This is a genomic window from Zhongshania aliphaticivorans (genome assembly GCF_902705875.1).
Taxonomy (GTDB): domain Bacteria; phylum Pseudomonadota; class Gammaproteobacteria; order Pseudomonadales; family Spongiibacteraceae; genus Spongiibacter; species Spongiibacter aliphaticivorans_A.
Genome location: NZ_CACSIK010000001.1, coordinates 2349088 through 2369953 on the forward strand (window position 1 = coordinate 2349088; position 20866 = coordinate 2369953).

Sequence of the window (20866 nt, forward strand, 5' to 3'; positions counted from 1 at the left end):
CTCCAACACATTAGTCTTTTTGTAAACTAACAACCTTAAAACCATCTTGCTCTAGCAAAACTTGGCTAGCCCCAAACAAACCAAGCGCCTTGCGCTCAAGCGGTATAAATTGATTTACAACGAAAAGGGCACACCCCTGCTTTGTTAATAAGCGATGCGCTGCTGCCAAAAAACGATCGGTCAATGAACCCGCCACTGCAAAACCTTGATGAAACGGGGGGTTGCACAGCACTAAATCAACAGGCCCTTGCAGCCCTGCAGCGCAATCTGCCAGTACAATCTCAGCCTTTAGATGATGAACACTGCAGTTTTTTTGAGCGGCCAATATCGCCGCCGCATTATTATCAGTTAATAACCATTCTGCATCCGGTAGTATTTGTGCCGCCATCACCGATAAATACCCATAGCCACAGCCAATATCTGCTACCCGAGTTGGTAAGCGCTCAACTTTAGCGAGGTAGCTATGCAATTGTGAAATCAGCAATTCACTACCACGATCCAGCTTTTGCCAACCAAACACGCCCGGCTTACTAAATAATTGCGGCGTTTGGGCTATCTCTCGTATACGCGGGTAGTCGCTATCATTTAACCGCTCTTGCGGTGAGCTCTGCTTTATAATTTTGGCCAAATACGCACCACCATCTTGTTTTTTTATCTCAGCCTGAGTGCCAATTAACGCCGCCGCTTTTTTTGCATAACTATGCAAGCCATCATTCTTATGCCCACTTAACAATAAGCAGCCACCTAACGGTAAGCGCGCTAAAGCTTGATTGAGTATATGGTGCACCACGGCTTTTTCTTTGGATACCCGGTAGCATATAGTTTGCGGTGAAGGCATTTCGAGCGGAATATCAAAATCACCCAATAGAACTTGGTAACCGGTATCTTGTAGCTGTTTAGCAATATCACAACGATTGGTAAAACATTGCCAGGCGTTATCTGCAAAAGGCAGAGACATGTCAGCAATATGCTCATCAGCAAACCACCACACTTGAGACCCTAAGGAGGAAAACTGGCTATAAAGCGCCGCTAATGCACTATCAGAGCCAAGCCCGTCAGCATTTTTTAAAGTGCCCTGCCGAGGTTTAGCCATATTTTATACTTTCCTTCCCCAAATCGACGTCACCGCCGAGTAAACAATACATTATTCGCTGCCCACATTTTTCACATTATAAACACTCGCCACTTCGGTCTCGGTTAAATACCTATACTCACCTTCAGCTAGGTGCGGATCTAATTGTATTTCACCAATGGCTTCTCTATGTAAGCGAACGACCGCATTCCCTTCAGCACCAAACATCCGCTTTACTTGATGATAGCGCCCCTCACAAATTTTTAGCCTAGCGCTGCAGTCCGCCAGAATAGTCAACTCACCAGGAAGCGTGCGTACTTTATCATCTTTCAAAAATACACCACGAGCAAAATGCGCTATGGTCCGATCATCGATAACATCCGCAGTTTCGATATAATAGGATTTCCAGCATTTACGATGGGGAGACGTAATCGCGTGCGACCAACTACCGTCGTCTGTTAACAACACCAGTCCTGTTGTATCTATATCTAATCGCCCGGCAACATGTAAGCGCTCAGGATTATCTTCATCCAGCAAATCCAAGACGGTTGAGTGTCGACGATCACGAGCAGCGCAAATATAGCCAATAGGCTTGTTTAGCATCAAATATCGCGGTCCCACATGACGCAATGCCGCCCCATTCAAGCTAACTAGGACATCTGAAGACACCATATACCGAACATCTGTCACAACGACGCCACCCACAGCTATATCGCCGGATTTAATCAGCTTTTTAGCATCACTTCGGGAATAATCCGTCACACTAGATAAATAACGATCTAAACGTAGCGGTTTTTTTACTACTTTACTCACAGTCACCAATACTCTTCAGTCAGACGCCCATTGTCGGGCAAGCATCAAGCTAGCTCAAGCCATCTAAACAAAGAACATTATAATGTCGAAATGTAATCGGCAAATATCAATTACACAATCATAAATAGTTACGACACACTAACTAATAGTTTTAAATATATAAACTACTGTTTTATATGTATTTTTTAATTANTAATATACATATATAAAATACTAAGTCACTTTTTTATAGATTCTTGGTGCAATTTTGAGGTACAAATTACCGGTGCCAACTAAAACACTCAAGGACTGGCACACTAAATACAAACTATGGAGAATAGAAATGAGTAAGACACTTCCTATATTCAAAACTGTCGTTATTACAGGCATCACACTAATGTCAGGAATAACCAGCGCAGGACTGTTAAGCACCCTCTCAGACGTACTAAGCAATCCATCAGTTGACCGATCCGTCACAATAGAAAAATGCGTTGAATTACCTGCTTCAGATACCTTCTTTGCGGGCATTGCCACACCACTTACAGGACCAATCGGACTCGATCTTCCCAGCACGGGCAAGATTACAGTGTGCGCAGCAACGAGCTGTGACGTCACCGGCGGTATAGAAATGACACCCGAAGCACCATCATTTTCTGACTGCGACCTCGGTTACTCACTATCAGGCAGCGGAGAAGGCTCCTGCGTGACCACCCTCAAAATTGATACATTACTCGGCGAAAAGACCATTTACGCCGATCGCAGCGCATCCATAGACGGCTACCCTGTATTTCCGCTAGAAGTCTGTCTTGCGAAAACCTCTGACTAATATAAACCTGCCTCCGCAGTCTTGTGCGGAGGCTTACAATTTGGATATTTCATACAAAACGACCCACACCACTACCCGCTCGCTGATCTTTCAATTATCTACAGACAAAAAAAAGGACCCTTAGGGCCCTTTTATCAGCAGTTGAAACTCACATTATTGAGCTTCAGCACCCGCCTCAACATTTGCGTCGATTTTAATGTTAGTCAAACTACGTAATGCTGATTTTTTCTCTTCCATTTTAGCTTTAACCTCTGCTTTTGCAGCTGCACGCTCTTCAGCGCTTGCCTCGGCATCGATCTCTGCTTGAGCTTCGCGTTCTTTTTTGGCTGCCTTACGCTCTGCCTTTTCGGCTTCTGCCTTCGCTTTCATTTCTTCGCGCTTGGCTTTGGCTTCAGTTTTTTTCTCTTCGGCACTTGCCTTCATTTTGTCATGACCAGCTTCCGCGCTCGCTTTTGCTTTAGCCGCTTTCTCGTCGAGATTAGTATCAACACTTACATTAGCTTCGGCTTCAGCTTTTGAGTCACCGCCACCCAAGCCTATACGACTCAAAAAACTGCCTTCAGCAGCCATAACACTGCCACTTAAACCCACTAAAGTTGCTGCAATAATTATTTCTTTCATGTTCATGGTGATACATCCCTCGCTTCATTAGTCTTAACGTTTAACTGCTACTCATTGTAAGGAAGCATCCCCCTATAACAAGCATAGAATCACGTAATTTTAACCGGAATTATTTTACCCCTAATCGCTGATATTCAGCTTACAGTCAGCTTTCCTAGCAGCAATTTTATTAGTGTTCACGCGTGGCCCTGAACCGTACTTCAGGGTGGCGCTCTTCCGTCAGCGACAAATTAACCCGCGTCGGCGCCAAGTATGTCAAATGACCACCACCATCAATGGCAAGATTATCTGCGCATTTACGTTTAAATTCTTCGAATTTTTTAGGGTCATCACAATCTACCCAGCGCGCTGTATAAACATTGATGGGTTCATAAAGCGCCTCAACCTTATACTCATCCTTTAGGCGATACGCTACCACATCAAACTGCAGCGTACCCACCGCCCCCACAATAAGATCAGTATTGCGCTGCGGCATAAATACCTGTGTAGACCCTTCTTCTGACAACTGCTGCAGACCTTTTTGCAACTGCTTAGACTTTAAAGGATCACGCAACCGTATTCGCCGGAATAGCTCTGGCGCAAAATGGGGAATACCCGTGAACTTCAACTCCTCGCCGTCGGTAAAAGTATCGCCAATTTGTATCGTGCCGTGATTATGAAGACCGATAATGTCGCCCGACACCGCCTCTTCCAATAACTCTCGATCTCCAGCCAAAAAGCTCACCGCATCAGCTATCTTTATATCTTTACCAATTCGTACATGGCGCATCTTCATGCCTTTGCGATAAGTGCCCGAGCAAACCCTCATAAAAGCAATTCGATCCCTGTGCTTAGGATCCATATTTGCTTGAATTTTAAAGATAAAGCCAGCAAACGCATCCTCTTTAGCATCAACCTCACGCTGATCCGTTGCCCGATTTAGTGGTGCCGGTGCCCAATCCACAAAACCATCTAACATTTCACGAACACCAAAGTTAGACAGCGCAGTACCGAAATACACTGGCGTCAGTTGTCCGCTCAAATAAGCACTCAGGTCAAATTCATGGCTCGCTCCGCGCACCAATTCAATTTCTTCTAAGTAATTATTATACTCATCATCCAGCAGCGCCTTGGCTTCATCGCTCTCTAGGCCTTTAATCTGGATATCCTCTGCAACAACAGAGCCCTTGCCGGCTTGGAACACATGAATGACATCTGTGTAAAGGTTGTAAACCCCCTTAAAATCGCGCCCCATGCCAATAGGCCAATTTATAGGGGCCGCCGCAATACCCAGTACACTTTCAACCTCATCCAATAATTCAATGGGGTCTCGAATATCCCTATCCATCTTATTCACAAAGCTCAGAATCGGAGTATCACGTAAACGACAGACATTCATTAATTTGATGGTTCGGTCTTCCACACCTTTGGCGCCATCAATAATCATCAAGGCAGAATCGACTGCAGTTAACGTTCGATAGGTATCTTCAGAAAAATCTTCGTGACCTGGGGTATCAAGTAAATTCACCACTCGGTCTTTATACGGAAACTGCATCACGGACGAAGTAACAGAAATTCCTCGCTCTTTTTCCAAACTCATCCAGTCCGAGGTCGCCGCACGATCATTTTTTTTGCCCTTGACCGTTCCTGCTACCTGTATCAACTGACCTAACAAAATCAGCTTCTCGGTAATCGTGGTTTTACCAGCATCTGGGTGAGAAATAATCGCAAACGTTCTGCGCTTAGCAATTTCCTGCTGAAAGGGCGAATTCGACATCAATATAGGTCTTCTGGCTGAAAAATGAGCACGATAAAAACGCTATCGCGAAGGGGGGAGAATTCTACGTTATTTACACAATTTTTTCACTGCAGGCAGCATAATTTGCATACCAGGAAGGAACAGCAAGCCCAACAATCTAAAGCATCAGATATACGCACGCGTGGACTAGCGCATGCGTATATCTGTCAAAACCAGTTTACTTATGGCAAACGAACAACATCACCTTTTAATGCAACACCGGCGATAAATGTCCCCGTATGACACTCGTATTCAACTTCGCTAGAAAACACATTACGCTTATAATAGCTTTCAATATTGACAACCGCATTGCCACCTGCAGCTACAGCACTGTCTTGAAGTGCAATTAATGCTGACAACAATACCCATTCACACGCTTGGCGGTCACTTTTATTAAAAGCATTCGTTTTCTTATTGGTAACCCGCTCCCCCATTTGAGATACAGGCGTTGGGAAAGATTGTCCACCAAAATAAAACTTAACTCCCGCATTCAAACTAGCCTTAAAATCTTCCGTCTGCATCGCTTCCGCAATAGACAATACGTGCTTTTTATCGGCAGCGTAGGCGACATTTACCACAGATGCACACATAATCAAAGCTAAAAGAATTATCCGTTTCATGCTAATAGATCCTTAAAGTTAAAGGCCTCGAAAAGACAAGGCGTTGAAATCCATCATATCTTAGTCAACTGCTTGCCGGATGTCTAACCACCCTACACACTTACAACGACACTACCGTTGCTTGTTAAAGAAGCGATATCTGGTAGAATCCAGAACTAAATCACAAAGCACTTGTCGTGTACACGCGGCAGTACATCGCCCTAGCACTTATGGACGAGGAATGTCTATATCGTTTGCAATTTCTGAATGGTCAGGCTGGACCAATGTACCGATTCAAGGATTAGAAGACAGCACTCAACTGACTCTTTCTGACAGTCCCGACGTACACCTCATCCCCCCGATGCTTCGACGCCGATTAAATCTATTGGGAAGGGCCTGCGCCAGTATCATTATGCGTCACTGCAGCCAAGGTGAAGACACTCCTTTAGTTTACTCTAGCCGTCACGGCGATATAGAGCGCACATTATCAGTGTTACAGGAGCTAACAGTTGGGCAGGCCGTCTCCCCCATGAGTTTTAGCTTAGCTGTGCACAATGCCATCTGCGGCGTGGTCTCCATTCATCAAAAGTTGACAGGGAATATCTCTACGATTGCAGCAAATGAAGGGCTTATTCCAGTGTTGTTAGAAGCTTGCGGCTTACTTTCCGAGGGACACGATAAAGTCCTGTGTATTCTGTGTGATACAAGCCTCCCCGAAATATATAGAGATAGTGATGAGATTGTGGAGCAACCATACGCATGTTGCTTTGTTGTTACTAAGGGCAGCACCTTGAGTCTTACTACAATTTCTAGAACGTCAAAACGTATGCCCGACAATCTCGACACTTCTTCTAACTACCCCGCACTGCGTTTTGGTAACTTTCTAAGCTCTCTCACCGATAGAAGCATGAATTTGAGTCATAATAATAATCAATGGATGATCTCCAAACACTAATATTATGACCCTGTTATCTAGACTCAATTACTATTGGCGCCTAATCGCAACCGCAATCTCTTTTTTGCTTTTTGGCATAGGTGGCGTGGTGATTCCAGCTATCGCCACGCCCGTGCTGTATCTAATTGCCCGTGACAAAAGACAAAATGCCGCACGTAAACTTGTCCACTTTTCATTCAAAAGTTTCGTTTATATCATGCGAGGGCTTGGTGTCTTACGTTGGGACATCAAGGGTGAAGAGAAACTAAAGCGTCAAAATGGGCTTGTCTTGGCTAATCATCCAACACTCATTGACGTGGTATTTCTTGTAGCTTTAATCCCAAATGCTAACTGCGTGGTCAAAGAACGCTTGCTCAGAAACCCCGCCATGCGCGGATTCATATCCCTAACAGGCTATATACCAAACAACGACAGCACTGGCTTATTAGATTCTGAAAGCGATTTTGGAGGACTTTTAGTCGTCTTCCCAGAAGGAACTCGCAGCACCGCGGGGCAACCACTAAAAATGCAAAGAGGCGCTGCCAACATTGCGATACGCAAGAAAACAAACATTACACCAGTCATAATACAGTGTAACCCTGCAACATTAAGCAAACAGCACAAGTGGTATCACATCCCAGAGCGAACTTTCACGGTATCAATCACGGTAAAAGACGACATCAATATCAGTGAATACCTAGATACACCTGCTACACTTGCCGCCCGCCACCTCACAAAACACTTAGAACAGTATTTCTCACAGGAAGCCAAAGTATGAGTACCCCGCAATTAATTCAAGAACTGAAAGCCCTGTTGATCGAGGCCCTAGACTTGGAAGATATATCAGTTGACGACATCTCTGACACCGAACCGCTTTTCAATGAGGGCCTAGGTCTCGATTCTATCGATGCCCTTGAAATAGGCGTTGCCCTGCAAAAAAAATACGGTATCAAATTAAACCCAGATGCCGACGATGTAAAAACCTATTTTTCAAGCGTTAGTCAACTTGCCAAGTTAGTTGAGAACAATCGAACAGTTGAAGGGTAAGCACCATGCATTCTAGAGCAGATATTTACCAACATATCGTTGACGTAATGAGCAACCTTTTTGAAATTCCCCCAGAGAAATTAACTGAAGACGCAGAGCTTTACGATGAGCTCGATATTGACAGCATAGACGCAGTCGACCTGATCGTTGAGTTAAAAAATTTCACCGGGAAAAAAATTGCACCCGATGATTTCAAATCAGTTAGGACAATCGGTGATATCGTCAATGCAGTAGAAGAATTGCTAAAAAATGACTAAAAGCCTAGGCATTCGCATTGCCCTCGGTCTGCTATTTCTTCTTTACCCTGTAATGGTTTATGTTGGTCTAGCCTTCTTTGACCCGAGATGGCTGACCACACTATTAGTCGTTACCGCTGGCGCTCGCTTCCTGGGTGGCCAGTTCCCACGGCGAATGCTTTTGCTTTGGTCCGGCGCAGCGCTGTTAGCGATTTTCATTACTTTCATCGATGCCTCGGAGGTAGGCTTGCTCGCTTACCCAATACTCGTGAATGCTGTATTTCTTGCTCTCTTTGCCTGGAGCTACATCAATCCGCCCAGCATTATCGAATCTATAGCCAGAAAAACCGATCCCGACTTACCTGAAAGTGGCGTACGCTATACCCGCAAAGTAACATTAGTTTGGTGTGTATTTTTCCTCGTTAATGGCTTGCTTTCCCTTTATTCTCTGACTCAAAGTAGAGAATTTTGGGCTCTATACAATGGCATGATTTCCTATATTTTAATGGCTCTGCTAATGGCCGCCGAATGGCTGGTACGCCAACGAGTAAAAACAAACAATGTCAGTACTTAAAGCGCTTAGAAGTCTTTGCGAAACCTCAGCCCCCATTTACAGCAATAATAAAATTATTGCTTATCGCGGAGTCGATCCGGTTTTGTGGCTTGAAATAGACAAGCGAATAGAGCATTGGAAAGAGCACCTTAATACGATTCCTGAATCTGCTATTGCCGTCCATCAAAATAGTGGTACAGAGCTACTCGCAGTGCTAGTGGCAATATGGCAACTCAAGAAAGTTGCCGTGTTCCCGTCAAGCACACGTCAAAACCATCTACATACAATTATATGCCCCAAAGCGATACCCTCTCTCGATGACACAGAAAACTTTGTTCTGGCTGCAAAGCAAAACTATCCATTAAATCCAGACTTAGCCTTAATTATCTACACTTCTGGCTCTACCGGCCAAGCTCAACCATGCCCCAAAACATTCAGTCAGCTTAACGCCGAAATAGAAACACTGGAAAGCTGCTGGAAAGAAACGCCCCTGTCCAGTCTCTTTGCTAGCTCCGTTTCTAGGCACCACATGTACGGGCTTCCATTTGGGCTACTTTGGCCGTTTCTTCGTGGCAACCCCTTTATTGACACACGTCTGCCCTACTTAGAATCCCTGGATAATTTACCTGGTGACTCCTTCACATTGATAAGCAGCCCAGTTCAACTGGCAAATCTTCCCGTGAATTTGGACACATCAACCCCCTCTCGTTGTGCGGCTGTTTTTAGTGCTGGCGCGCCGCTGCCCTCTGCTGCAGCAGAGCGAAGCCAACACCATTTCGGAAAAGCAGTTATCGAAATTTATGGTAGCACTGAAACTGGGGCTATCGCTCAACGTCAGCAAACTGTCAATAAAGCATGGCAGCTATTACCTAACACTAAATTACAGATTAATGATCACCAGCATATAGAAATATCCTCTCCTGCAGCAGGCTGTAGTGACGGTGATTGGCTATCCCTATCCGATATTGGAGAACAATTAGACGAGCAACGCTTTTACTTAAAGGGCAGAGACGATCAAATTGTTAAAGTTGGAGCAAAACGAATATCACTAAATAGCATCAATGACAGATTACTAGCACACCCATGGATCTGCGAAGCGCGCACCATATTACTAAACGACCGAAAATCTCGAATTGCGGCGGTGATATGCTTAAATTCAGAGGGGAATTACCACTTAACTGACAAAGGCCGAAAGAGTGTAAACGACGTATTACTCCAACACATAGACGGCCATGTGGAGTCAATTGCCAAACCACGATACTGGCGGTATTTATCTACAATGCCCATGAATAGCCAGGGTAAAATTCAAACCGAGGTGTTAGAGAATCTCTTTTTCAGCGAGCGGCAACCACGTTTACCGGAGCTCATTGCACACGATTCTGGCATTACTGACAGTTGCGCCAAGCTAACACTCTTTGTGCCTCACCAGCTCTTTTACTTTAACGGTCACTTTCCAGGTAATCCAATACTTCCCGGCGTTGTGCAAATCAGCTGGGTGATGCATTTTGCCAAACAACAATTTTCTGAGCTAGGTCAATTTCAACGTTTGGAAGTTATCAAGTTTCAAAAAATCATCCATCCTGGTGACACAATCTATCTTGAACTAAAGTGGGACACAGACAAACGCCGACTATTATTTAGTTATAGAAACAGCCTAGAACAATCACTCGCTAGTGGCCGAATTGGGTTTACTCACCATGATTAGTACTCCCCACAACGTATTTAAGCCCTGTGGGTTAATACCTGTTTACAATCATTCACTAGTACTGGCCGACACCTGTAAAAATTTACTAGATAAAGGACTGCCGATAATCCTGATTGATGATGGTAGTAATCAAGCATGTAAAGATGTAATGCAAAACATTATTGCCAACAACTCAACGATTAAACTCGTTACGCACCCCAACAACCGCGGCAAGGGTGCAGCAATTAAAAGTGGCATCATTGCAGCTAAACACCATCAATATAGTCACGTTATACAAATAGATGCCGACGGGCAGCACAACCTTGATGATGTTGAGCGCTTTCTCAATGTAGCGAAGGAAGCACCTCAAGCCTTAGTTTTAGGCTACCCGTCTTACGATGAGAGCGTACCAAGCCATCGTTATTACGCTCGATATCTAACCCATATTTGGATTTGGATAAACACATTATCAACAAGTATTATAGACACCATGTGTGGTTTTAGAGTGTATCCAGTAAGCGAAAGTACGGCGCTGCTAAGCACATCTACTATTGGAGATCGAATGGAATTTGACTCTGAATTTGTTGTTAAATGGTACTGGTCAGCCCTCCCTATCACTCAACATGAAACTAATGTTCGCTATCCGCAAGATGGCATTTCACATTTCCGACTAATAAAAGACAATATTCTAATTTCAAAAATGCATGCCAAATTGTTCTTAGGCATGTTATGGCGCCTACCCAGACTCCTAACTCGTAAATTCAGCGGTGCGAATTCATGAGGAACACGAAAAACTGGTTCTCAATCAAAGAGCACGGTTCAAAAAATGGGATTTCATTTTTACTAACATGCTATAAATTTGGTGGACGCTGGTTATTCATCATTATTTTATTTCCGGTTATGTTCTTTTATTTTGTATTGCGTCGTGATGCCCGTCATGCATCAATCCAATATTTGGAAAAAATGCATCGCGTAGACAATACATTCCCCAAACCTAAACTTCATCACAGTTTCTATCATTTTTGGAGTTTCGGGCTAAGCCTACTAGACAAATTTAGCGTATGGATGGGTAATATCCGACGAGAAGATGTCACCATTCATGGTGATAATTATATTTCAGACATGATTAATCAAGGCCAAGGGGGAGTGATATTCACCTCTCACCTAGGTAATTTCGAAATATGTCATGCCCTCTCGGAAGGGCACAACGGTATGAAACTTACCGTTCTTCACCATAGTCGACACACGGCAAAATTTAACGAAGTACTCAGTCGCTACAGCGGTGATTCACAAGTAGAACTGATGCAAGTAGGCGATTTAAATATCGGTACCGCAATTCGTCTAAGCGAAAAGATAACCCAAGGTGAATTTATAGCGGTAGCAAGTGATCGAACCCCTATCAACAATCCCAAAGCAGTGAAAATAATTGATTTTTTGGGTCAACCCGCCGCTTTCCCTACAGGGCCTTTTTCAATGGCATTGACTTTGCAATGCCCAATATTGGCTCTACATTGCATCAAACTAAAAGGGCGCTACCACATCTATTTTGAACCTTTGTTTGAAGGCGAAATAACTAATCGAAAACAACGCAGTTTAGCGCTTGACACGCTAATGAAAAAGCATGTTTATCGACTAGAGTATTTTTGCAAATTAGCACCTTGGCAATGGTTTAATTTTTACCCATTTTGGGCTCAAGACACTACTCAGATGGACAATCAATAATGAGCAATTTTAACAACATGGCTACAAAACACAGCATAGATGTGATTATTGATATCCCCTTCCATGACGTCGATTCTGCGCAAATTGCGTGGCACGGACACTATGCCAAATACTTTGAAGTCGCTCGATGTGCATTATTAGAAACAATAAATTATAACTATTTACAAATGAGCGAGTCTGGCTACTTTTGGCCCGTTGTAGATATGAGGATCCGCTATATTAACCCTGCACTTTTTAGTCAAAAAGTTCGAGTTAACGCCACAATTACAGAATGGGAAAATCGCCTGCGAATAGACTATAAAATATTTGATGCCGAATCGTCTCAGCGTCTAACAAAGGGCTACACTATTCAGGTAGCTGTCGACATGGAAAGTCGCGAGTTACAACTTGCCTCTCCCGCGGTATTACTTCGTAAGCTAGGTGTGGATGAGACAATATGAAATGTGCCATATTTCTCATGCTCAGCATTATTAGCTACAGTAGCTATGCCGCCAATGCATTAGATCAACTTGCCAACAGCGCAAAGAACACTAACAGTATCAGCGGTAAGTTTACTCAATCACGACACATCGCTGTCTTAAGCATTCCGATCAGATCATCAGGGGAGTTTCATTACCAGCGTCAAAACGGCCTAATATGGAAGGTAAATCAGCCAGTCGAGAGTACGTTAGAGGTATCTTACAACAACGGCTTACGCATGATTGATGACAAAGGCAACACTAATCCAATTTCAGGGACTGAATTGCTGACCCAGTTATTTCTCGGAATATTTTCTGGAAACCTTACCACCCTCTTGGACACCTTTAATATTGAAGAGCGGGAAATTGAAAAAAGTTGGCAGCTACATTTAACACCGAAAAGCGACGTATTACGGCAGCATATCAATTATATCGATATTACAGGTCAGCACAGTGTTAATTTTATCTCAGTACAAGAAACCAATGGCGATCGCAATGAAATATATCTAATAGATCAGAAAATAAAACGGTCTGCTGAATGAGCTCAGCTACAAGCCTAATGCCTAAGCAACGCGTATTCATCGCAACCTGGTTTGCAATTCTGCTATGTGCCGCCGTATTTTGTATACAATATATTAGCAAGGACCAAGTATTTGAAAGTAATATTCTAGGTCTATTACCCAGCTCAATCTCCGCTGACTTTAACCAACCAACAATTGCCGCAATAGGGGTTGAGCGTAAATTTATTATACTCGTTGCCAGTAACAACACCTCTCCGACGACAGCTTTAAATGCCAGCATTGAGTTACAAAGCAAACTAACAAAACTACAGAGCGTTGACATTGACAGTCACAATGGTAATGAATTGCAACGACTCAAGGATTTCTATAGGCCCTATGTTAATCAATTACTCACTGCAGATTGGCGTCATCGGCTAACAATCGAATCTCCCCAAAATATTGCCAAAAAACGCTACACCGAACTATTTAGCCCAGCACAGCCTTATCACCCTCATAATATTCAAATTGACCCATTTAATCTTGCTGGTGATTGGTTTAATAAATTACTACCCTCTCAAGAGCAATTCCGTGCATCAGAAATCCCGTCATTAAAAGACGGAAACCAGCTGTGGTATATCGTCTCTGGCAAGCTCAATACCAGCCCATTCTCGCCAAGCAAGCAACAAGCGATTACAGACACCCTTAAAGAATTTACATTACAAAACCCAGATATCAAAATTCTAAAATCTGGGGTGATATTTCATGCCGCTGAAGCAGCAAGCCTATCCAAAAAAGAAATATCTACCGTTGGCGCCGGCTCTATACTCGCAATCATAATATTAGTTATTGTCGTTTTTCGCTCATCAGCCGCATTATTCGCTATTATTACTACACTGGGTATTAGCGTACTTATCGGCCTTACATCATGTTTTTTAATTTTTGAGAAAGTTCACCTTATAACCATTGCCTTTGGCTCAACACTTCTTGGCTTAGCTGTAGACTACTGCTTCCACTTTCTTATTAAATACCGGCAACTGAATGACGCTAAATTGACAGGAAAACGAATTTTAAGGGGGCTAATATTTAGTGCGGCAACAAGTATTCTAGCTTATATTTTCCAACTAATATCCCCGCTGTCAGGTTTACAACAAATAGCTGTCTTTATGTGCTCAGGGCTTGCCGCAGCCGCTATAAATATAGTTGTATTAAGCTTCTATTTTCACGACTCAAGGTCTTTTTCTAGATCACTTAATATTTTCCCCAAGTATATAGCGCCATATTATCTCAAACTTGCTAAAGCTAAGCGTGTCACAAGCCTTGTACTACTCATTATTTTTATCATATTGATGACGGTTGTCATTAATAAGAATGGTAGTGATGACATTAGAAACCTAAATTCATCGAGCCAAGCGCTATTAAAATCTGAAGTGAAAGTACAAACACTCCTCAATTTCCCAGATAATCAACGATATTTAAAAATCACTGCAGAAAACAGCCAGGAATTATTAAATCTTAGTGCTACTGTAGGACATACACTAAACAACTTAGGGGTACCCACACCCAACGCCAATGTCATTGGCTTAGTGCTTCCCTCTATTTCGCAACAGCAATCAGATTTTTCTTTAATCCAAGAAAAAATCTATGGTCCTCACGGCGCCCTAAATGAATTATGTAAATTACTTGCCAATGACTGTAGTGCATGGCAGTTAAATAACATTACGTTCAATCCAAGTTTATTACTAAAAAATCTACCACAAGATGTAAAGACATTAGCACCAGCATTTTTAATGAGCCAAGAACGTGAAACCCGTATATTGCTTCCTCGCAATATACCCATTACTCAAGAGTTCAATGAGTTCGTTAGCTCCACAGCTAAAATAGCCTATATTGACAACGTCGAAAATTTATCACGAAGTCTACAACTTTTTCGCCATGAGACTAGCCTTGCGCTCGGTGTATTCTTAATAACATTTTCACTAATAATGTTAGCCATCTACCGTTCCAACGCTTTTGCACCACTCATCACACTTGGCATTTCGATTACAACTAGTATTGCATTAGGGGCTAGTACTGGTATTAGCTTATTTCATATTCTTGCGCTACTCCTTGTTATTGGTTTATCAGTAGATACCGCAGTATTTTATTTAGAGCTAGGGTTAAACTCTGAAACTTGGTTAGCCGCTAGCCTTTCTACAATAACGTCGACACTTGCCTTTGGCTTACTCGCACTGAGTGAAGTGCCCATTTTGCATCAATTTGGTAGCGTCGTATTTACAGGTCTTATTTGCACTTGGTTAATTTGCCCCTTGATATTTTACCTTTTCAACGTAAATATTGATCACAATACCAAGAACTCCCCCTCCCTATGTAACAAGGAAAAGTTGTCATGAAAGAACACTGTGATGTTGCAATTATAGGCGCTGGACCTGCAGGCAGTGTCGCTGCCGCGCTACTTTGTAAAGCTGGGCACCAGGTTGTAGTACTAGAACAAAGCCATTTCCCACGTTTTTCTATTGGTGAAAGCTTACTTCCACAGTGCATGGTTTTTTTAGAAGAAGCAGGAATGCTTGAGGCAGTAAATAATGCCGGCTTTCAATTTAAAAATGGTGCTGCATTTAGTCGTAACAATTTACCCGGCGCATTTGACTTTACTCAAAAATTTAGTGAAGGCCCTGGTACAACATTCCAAGTCCAGCGAGCAGATTTCGATCACCTACTAGCCAATCAAGCCATATCTAGCGGTGCTGATATTCGATTTGGCAAACGCATAGACGGATTCGGTTATGATGATGCCGACCTGCCGGTATTAAACTATAAAGATGAGGATGGGGAGGCCCATACTCTACACAGTAACTTTGTACTAGATGCCTCAGGTTTTGGACGTGTGTTACCACGCTTATTAGACTTAGAAATGCCATCAGACTTTCCTGTTCGTCGATCCTTGTTTACGCATATCGAAGACAATATTAGCGACGAAAATTATGACCGTAATAAAATATTGATTGTTGTACACCCAGAACATAAAGATGTGTGGTACTGGTTGATTCCCTTTAGTAATGGTCGCTGCTCACTTGGTGTTGTCGCCGCACAGGAATATTTTGATCTAGACAATAATACCGCTGAAGCATTATTAAAAAATGCAGTACACGAAAGCCCAGAACTACGCCATTTACTCAGTAATGCACAATTTGACACCCCCATCTCCGTCTTGGGAGGCTATGCGTGCAAAGTAAAATCACTTTGGGGAAAACGCTTTGCGTTACTAGGAAATGCGGCCGAATTCTTGGATCCCGTATTTTCATCCGGCGTTACTATCGCCATGAAATCGGCTAGCCTCGCCGCGCCTCTGGTAAATCGTCAATTATCAGGCCAAGAGGTTGACTGGCAAAAAGAATATGCTCACCCCCTACAGTCTGGGATCGATACTTTTCGCGCCTATGTAAACGCGTGGTACGACGGATCATTTCAGGATGTCATTTTTTCATACCGACGCCAGCCGGAAGTACGCGGTATGATTTGTTCTATTTTAGCAGGGTATGCTTGGGATCAAAGCAATCCCTTTGTTAGCCAACCAAAGCGGCTTCAAACTGTGGTATCCCTATGTCAAGGCTAGTTATCCTATTATGCTTGGCGTTGCTACAAGCCTGCGCAAGTCAGGATCAAAGGGCGTTATACCATCTGGATACGCCTTCGTTTACCACACTTAATTGTTGTTGGCAGTCACTAGAAACTATCCGTATTTCTGGCAGCGAGCAATCAATTGAGCTTCTCAGTGCTTTAGAGCTGCTAAACGACCACCTCACTGTTGTTATTTTAGATCCTTTAGGTCATAACCTAGCAACATTTAGGCAGGACCAAGCTGGCTTACACACCTTAAATGCACCTCCTGACTGGGATACACGTCTGAGCAAACACATACTACTCGCCATTTATCTTGACCAATTACAGGCATCAGATTGGCACTCACTTGCTCCAGAATGGACTGTAATTATTAAAGAAAATTCTCGAACTTTACGTTATAACGACAGCGTTAAATTAACTATAAAATATGTGCAAAATGACTCAAACAACCGCCAACGCCACATTTATATTGACGGCCAGCCATTAACACTAGAAATCAAAACGCTTTCAAGGACTGTCCTGTGAACTCGACGCCCATTTATCTACATCAAGCCGGTATTTGCTGTGCGTTAGGTAATACTATTAAGGAAGTAGACCACGCGCTATTCTCTCAAAATATTACTAGCCCACTCCGCTCCAGCGATGACTATTCTCCTGGCAAGCCCATTCCCTTAGGGCGAGTAAAAGATATCCCTGATGTTGCAATCGGTGGCGAAAATACACGAAACAATCGAATTTTAGCCCAAGCTGTCCTACCCATGCGTCAGGAGATAGAGGCATTAATCAAACGCCTAGGCAGCCATCGTATCGGCATCATTATTGGCACCAGTACATCGGGTATCGCCGAGTGTGAAGACGATATGCAGGTGAATGAAAATGGCTTCTATTTAAGCGACGACTATCACTATCGCAATCAGGAACTAGCGGCATCCAGTCGTTTTTTAGCCCATTGGCTAGGCATAGATGGTCCATGCTGGAGTGTTTCCTCAGCCTGTACATCTGGAGGAAAAGCCTTGGCCAGTGCAGCGCGATTGCTTAAAACTGGGATGTGCGACGCCGTTATTGCCGGTGGTGTAGACAGCCTATGCCGCATGACAGTAAACGGTTTTGACGCATTGGCAGTAACAACACAAAATCATTGCAACCCATTTAGCGCCAACCGTGACGGTGTAAATCTTGGCGAAGGCGCGGCAGTCTTTATTGTTAGCCGCGAACATGCCAAGGTGCGACTAGCAGGTTATGGCGAAACATCAGATGCCCACCATATTTCATCGCCAGATCCAGAGGGCAAAGGCGCCGAAGCCGCAATCAGAAAAGCGCTACACAATGCCAATTTACAGGCCGCAGATATTGATTACATCAATCTTCACGGCACCGCCACATTACAAAATGACTTAATGGAAGGCACTGCAATTCATCGCGTGTTCAACAATGACGTTCCATGCAGTTCGACAAAACCTTTAACTGGCCACACATTAGCCGCCGCCGGTGCAATCGAGGCCGCTTTTTGCTGGCTCACTGTCCAGCGAGAAGACAAGCAACTGCCGCCACATTTATGGGACGGCATTAAAGATAGTAAAATACCAGGCTTAACGGGGTTAGGATGCCCTGGGCTCGCACCGGCAAAGGCCGTAATGAGCAACTCCTTTGCCTTTGGCGGCAATAATTTGTCTTTAATTATGACCAGAGAATGCCATGAGTGATCACAATACTGACAGCGCTATAGCACCAATCAAAATTGCCCCTTTTATTCCTCATGACGGTGCCATGTCACTTTTGGATACTATTATTTCGCAACGACCCAACGGCATCACCGCTCAAGTTCGTATTAATGAAGACGCTTTATTTGCTGAAACTGAGGGCGTACCAAGCTGGGTAGGCATAGAATATATGGGACAAGCCATAGCCGCCTACGCAGGTCTAAAAGCGCGAACTTCCGGTGGTGCAGTTAAAATTGGCTTCCTTGTAAGCACTCGACGTTATGAGCCAATGTGTAGCCACTTTCCTCTTGGCAGTCTATTAGACGTATCTGTTGAAGCAGTAACAGATGGTAATACCGGCCTGCAAATATTTCAGTGCCAGATCACTGGTCACAACATAAGCGTGCAATCCAATCTCAATGTATTTATGCCTGACAACGTGGATCAATTTATGCTGGAGAATTTATCGTGAACAATAGCGTACTTGTCACTGGTTCAAGTCGAGGTATCGGACGCGCCATTGCGCTAGAAATTGCCCAAGCAGGCTACTCAGTTGTTATCCATTACCGCAAAGAACGAAGCCAAGCGGAGGAGCTTCAAAAGCACATAGCCAGCATTGGTGGAAATGCTCGCCTCCTTCAATTCGATGTTACTGACCGAGATCAATGCAAGCAAATACTTGAGACAGACATAGAGACTCATGGCGCTTATTATGGCGTGGTTTGTAACGCAGGTATTATTCGCGATGGTGCATTTCCTGCATTAAGCGGTGAGGACTGGGATTCCGTTATACACACAAACTTAGACGCATTTTATAACGTCTTACACCCACTCATTATGCCTATGGTAAGACGTCGCAAACCAGGCCGTATTGTTACGCTTGCATCGGTATCAGGGCTAATGGGTAATCGCGGCCAAACAAACTATAGCGCCTCAAAAGCTGGGATTATTGCCGCCAGTAAATCCTTGGCTCTAGAGCTCGCCAAACGTGAAATAACCGTCAACTGTGTTGCGCCTGGCCTAATTGAAACAGAAATGACAGACGACATATTGAGTAAAGAAGTGATGAATATGATTCCAGCCCGCAGAGCGGGCAAGGCTTCAGAAGTAGCCTCGTTAGTAAAATACTTACTTTCACCAGAGGCTGCTTACATAACCCGTCAGGTAATCTCTGTTAACGGAGGTATGTGCTAATGCGTCGAGTTGTCGTTACCGGTATGGCAGGCATATCCCCAATTGGCTCAGACTGGTCAACCATAGAGGACCACCTACGCTCAGGCACAAACGGTATAAAAGTGATGGAGGAATGGAATAAATACCCTGATCTCAATACCCGGCTTGGCGCACCAGTAAGCGATTTTTCAAGGCCTACACACTACGCACGTAAGAAAATTCGTAGTATGGGTCGTGTGGCTCTAATGAGTACTCGCGCAACTGAGCTCGCATTAGAACACGCAGGATTACTTAACGACCCATGCATCCAAGACGGTCGCATGGGGGTCAGCTATGGTTCATCTACCGGCAGCCCAGACGCCGTGTCTGACTTTGGCAATATGCTGATAAACCATGCTAGTGCCAGTATCAACGCCAACTCTTACCTTAAGATGATGAGCCATACCGCCGCTGTAAATATAGGCGTATTTTTTGAATTAAAAGGTCGTGTTATACCAACGTCAAGCGCGTGTACATCTGCTAGCCAAGGCATTGGCTATGCTTACGAAGCAATCAAATATGGTCACCAAGAACTCATGGTTGCCGGCGGTGGTGAGGAGCTCTGTGCAACCGAAGCTGCCGTTTTTGATACTCTTTACGCTACCAGCACTCGCAATGATGAACCTCATTTATCGCCACGCCCATTTGACCGGGACCGCGACGGCCTAGTCATTGGCGAAGGTGCTTGCAGTTTAATTCTTGAAGAGCGGGAACATGCCATTGCACGTGGAGCAAATATACTCGCTGAAATCGTCGGTTTTGGAACAAACTCCGATGGCAGTCATGTAACACAACCACAGACTGAAACAATGTTTATCGCCATGCAGCGAGCACTGAAAATTGCCAATCTACCCGCATCTGCAATTGGCTATATAAGCGCCCATGGCACAGCAACAGACCGTGGCGATATTGCCGAGTCGCAAGCAACTGCAAAATTATTTGGCAACAAGACCCCAATCAGCGCACTGAAAAGTTTTACAGGCCATACCCTTGGCGCTTGCGGCTCATTAGAGGCCATGACTGCAATTGAGATGATGAACAGGGGTTGGTTTCACGGCACCGCAAACCTAAATAACATTGACCCAGAATGCGGCGAGCTCGACTATTTAGTCAATGATGGACGAAACATAAATGTAGATTACATTATGAGCAATAATTTTGCTTTTGGCGGTATAAACACATCACTCATTTTTAAAAGAACGATGTAACACCACTTCGCTTTGGCGTTTCAAACCATTGATGAGAACTGGATTTAACAATTACATTTCAGCATTGGTATACGATACTAGCCAAAGCGAGGTCAATATGGATCAGCGTGGGTGCAGAAGAAACGATTAATGAGTTGTAGATCCGCGCCATACAATCAATCTGCCACTCTTTCCAAGCAGTATTTTAATAAAAATAATTAGCGAACCACCCGTTTCACTAGCCTCGTCCATAAGCTAATCAAACAAAAAACAACAGCAATACTGCTTGGTTTTAGGTGATATTCACCACGCAAACAGGCATTAT

Annotated in this window: 23 protein-coding genes; 18 read left to right on the forward strand and 5 right to left on the reverse strand. The window is 43.8% G+C overall.

The window, feature by feature from the left end; translation table 11 throughout:
• Positions 1 to 10: 10 nt before the first annotated feature.
• Both AELLOGFF_RS10750 and AELLOGFF_RS10755 read right to left on the reverse strand, forming a co-directional pair.
• Positions 11 to 1093: a class I SAM-dependent methyltransferase gene (locus tag AELLOGFF_RS10750; RefSeq protein WP_159268745.1), complete on the reverse strand. Its 1083-nt coding sequence runs from the start codon at positions 1091 to 1093 to the stop codon at positions 11 to 13.
• A gap of 51 nt (positions 1094 to 1144) precedes the next feature.
• Complete coding sequence (locus AELLOGFF_RS10755; RefSeq protein WP_159268746.1) at positions 1145 to 1885, reverse strand: pseudouridine synthase; 741 nt, start codon at positions 1883 to 1885, stop codon at positions 1145 to 1147.
• Positions 1886 to 2207: 322 nt separating this feature from the next.
• Between AELLOGFF_RS10755 and AELLOGFF_RS10760 the strand changes: the two genes are divergently transcribed.
• A complete protein-coding gene (locus AELLOGFF_RS10760) occupies positions 2208 to 2690 on the forward strand; it encodes a hypothetical protein (protein ID WP_159268747.1) in 483 nt (160 codons plus the stop codon).
• Positions 2691 to 2843: 153 nt separating this feature from the next.
• On the opposite strand, the gene AELLOGFF_RS10765 is transcribed toward AELLOGFF_RS10760, so the two are convergent.
• The 3 genes from AELLOGFF_RS10765 to AELLOGFF_RS10775 all read right to left on the reverse strand — a co-directional run bounded on the left by AELLOGFF_RS10765 (position 2844) and on the right by AELLOGFF_RS10775 (position 5708).
• A complete protein-coding gene (locus AELLOGFF_RS10765; protein WP_159268748.1) occupies positions 2844 to 3317 on the reverse strand; it encodes a hypothetical protein in 474 nt (157 codons plus the stop codon).
• A 163-nt stretch (positions 3318 to 3480) separates the two neighbouring features.
• Entirely contained in the window at positions 3481 to 5067 is a 1587-nt protein-coding gene (locus AELLOGFF_RS10770; RefSeq protein WP_159268749.1) for a peptide chain release factor 3, read from the reverse strand.
• Between the two features lie 203 nt (positions 5068 to 5270).
• Entirely contained in the window at positions 5271 to 5708 is a 438-nt protein-coding gene (locus AELLOGFF_RS10775) for an excinuclease ATPase subunit (RefSeq protein WP_159268750.1), read from the reverse strand.
• A gap of 220 nt (positions 5709 to 5928) precedes the next feature.
• On the opposite strand from AELLOGFF_RS10775, the gene AELLOGFF_RS10780 reads away from it, so the two are divergent.
• The 17 genes from AELLOGFF_RS10780 to AELLOGFF_RS10860 all read left to right on the forward strand — a co-directional run bounded on the left by AELLOGFF_RS10780 (position 5929) and on the right by AELLOGFF_RS10860 (position 20562).
• Positions 5929 to 6642: a beta-ketoacyl synthase chain length factor gene (locus AELLOGFF_RS10780; protein ID WP_159268751.1), complete on the forward strand. Its 714-nt coding sequence runs from the start codon at positions 5929 to 5931 to the stop codon at positions 6640 to 6642.
• Positions 6643 to 6730: 88 nt separating this feature from the next.
• Positions 6731 to 7399 (forward strand): lysophospholipid acyltransferase family protein, encoded by a 669-nt coding sequence (locus AELLOGFF_RS10785; protein WP_200842643.1) that lies wholly within the window; start codon positions 6731 to 6733, stop codon positions 7397 to 7399.
• Positions 7396 to 7668 (forward strand): phosphopantetheine-binding protein, encoded by a 273-nt coding sequence (locus tag AELLOGFF_RS10790; protein WP_159268752.1) that lies wholly within the window; start codon positions 7396 to 7398, stop codon positions 7666 to 7668. Before AELLOGFF_RS10785 ends, AELLOGFF_RS10790 begins: the two co-directional genes overlap by 4 nt.
• Positions 7669 to 7673: 5 nt before the next feature.
• Entirely contained in the window at positions 7674 to 7925 is a 252-nt protein-coding gene (locus AELLOGFF_RS10795) for an acyl carrier protein (protein WP_159268753.1), read from the forward strand.
• The gene (locus tag AELLOGFF_RS10800) at positions 7918 to 8478 is read left to right on the forward strand and encodes a hypothetical protein (RefSeq protein ID WP_159268754.1); all 561 of its coding nucleotides are present in this window, start codon (positions 7918 to 7920) and stop codon (positions 8476 to 8478) included. The genes AELLOGFF_RS10795 and AELLOGFF_RS10800 overlap by 8 nt, the downstream gene beginning before the upstream one ends.
• Positions 8465 to 10162: an AMP-binding protein gene (locus AELLOGFF_RS10805; protein ID WP_159268755.1), complete on the forward strand. Its 1698-nt coding sequence runs from the start codon at positions 8465 to 8467 to the stop codon at positions 10160 to 10162. The genes AELLOGFF_RS10800 and AELLOGFF_RS10805 overlap by 14 nt, the downstream gene beginning before the upstream one ends.
• Entirely contained in the window at positions 10155 to 10922 is a 768-nt protein-coding gene (locus AELLOGFF_RS10810; protein ID WP_159268756.1) for a glycosyltransferase family 2 protein, read from the forward strand. The genes AELLOGFF_RS10805 and AELLOGFF_RS10810 overlap by 8 nt, the downstream gene beginning before the upstream one ends.
• On the forward strand, positions 10919 to 11863 hold the full coding sequence (locus AELLOGFF_RS10815; RefSeq protein WP_159268757.1) for a lipid A biosynthesis acyltransferase: 945 nt from the start codon (positions 10919 to 10921) through the stop codon (positions 11861 to 11863). Before AELLOGFF_RS10810 ends, AELLOGFF_RS10815 begins: the two co-directional genes overlap by 4 nt.
• Positions 11863 to 12303 carry an acyl-CoA thioesterase gene (locus tag AELLOGFF_RS10820; protein WP_235035660.1) on the forward strand — a complete coding sequence of 147 codons (441 nt, stop codon included), beginning with the start codon at positions 11863 to 11865 and terminating at the stop codon, positions 12301 to 12303. Before AELLOGFF_RS10815 ends, AELLOGFF_RS10820 begins: the two co-directional genes overlap by 1 nt.
• Complete coding sequence (locus tag AELLOGFF_RS10825) at positions 12300 to 12863, forward strand: outer membrane lipoprotein carrier protein LolA (RefSeq protein WP_159268758.1); 564 nt, start codon at positions 12300 to 12302, stop codon at positions 12861 to 12863. The genes AELLOGFF_RS10820 and AELLOGFF_RS10825 overlap by 4 nt, the downstream gene beginning before the upstream one ends.
• The gene (locus tag AELLOGFF_RS10830) at positions 12860 to 15211 is read left to right on the forward strand and encodes an MMPL family transporter (protein ID WP_159268759.1); all 2352 of its coding nucleotides are present in this window, start codon (positions 12860 to 12862) and stop codon (positions 15209 to 15211) included. The genes AELLOGFF_RS10825 and AELLOGFF_RS10830 overlap by 4 nt, the downstream gene beginning before the upstream one ends.
• Positions 15208 to 16434 carry an NAD(P)/FAD-dependent oxidoreductase gene (locus AELLOGFF_RS10835; RefSeq protein WP_159268760.1) on the forward strand — a complete coding sequence of 409 codons (1227 nt, stop codon included), beginning with the start codon at positions 15208 to 15210 and terminating at the stop codon, positions 16432 to 16434. Before AELLOGFF_RS10830 ends, AELLOGFF_RS10835 begins: the two co-directional genes overlap by 4 nt.
• Positions 16422 to 16967 (forward strand): DUF3261 domain-containing protein, encoded by a 546-nt coding sequence (locus AELLOGFF_RS10840; protein ID WP_159268761.1) that lies wholly within the window; start codon positions 16422 to 16424, stop codon positions 16965 to 16967. Before AELLOGFF_RS10835 ends, AELLOGFF_RS10840 begins: the two co-directional genes overlap by 13 nt.
• Positions 16964 to 18145 carry a beta-ketoacyl-ACP synthase gene (locus tag AELLOGFF_RS10845; protein WP_159268762.1) on the forward strand — a complete coding sequence of 394 codons (1182 nt, stop codon included), beginning with the start codon at positions 16964 to 16966 and terminating at the stop codon, positions 18143 to 18145. The genes AELLOGFF_RS10840 and AELLOGFF_RS10845 overlap by 4 nt, the downstream gene beginning before the upstream one ends.
• Positions 18138 to 18614: a hypothetical protein gene (locus AELLOGFF_RS10850; protein WP_159268763.1), complete on the forward strand. Its 477-nt coding sequence runs from the start codon at positions 18138 to 18140 to the stop codon at positions 18612 to 18614. Before AELLOGFF_RS10845 ends, AELLOGFF_RS10850 begins: the two co-directional genes overlap by 8 nt.
• The gene (gene fabG / locus AELLOGFF_RS10855) at positions 18611 to 19336 is read left to right on the forward strand and encodes a 3-oxoacyl-ACP reductase FabG (protein WP_159268764.1); all 726 of its coding nucleotides are present in this window, start codon (positions 18611 to 18613) and stop codon (positions 19334 to 19336) included. The genes AELLOGFF_RS10850 and fabG overlap by 4 nt, the downstream gene beginning before the upstream one ends.
• Positions 19336 to 20562 carry a beta-ketoacyl-ACP synthase gene (locus AELLOGFF_RS10860; RefSeq protein WP_159268765.1) on the forward strand — a complete coding sequence of 409 codons (1227 nt, stop codon included), beginning with the start codon at positions 19336 to 19338 and terminating at the stop codon, positions 20560 to 20562. The genes fabG and AELLOGFF_RS10860 overlap by 1 nt, the downstream gene beginning before the upstream one ends.
• Positions 20563 to 20866: the final 304 nt, after the last annotated feature.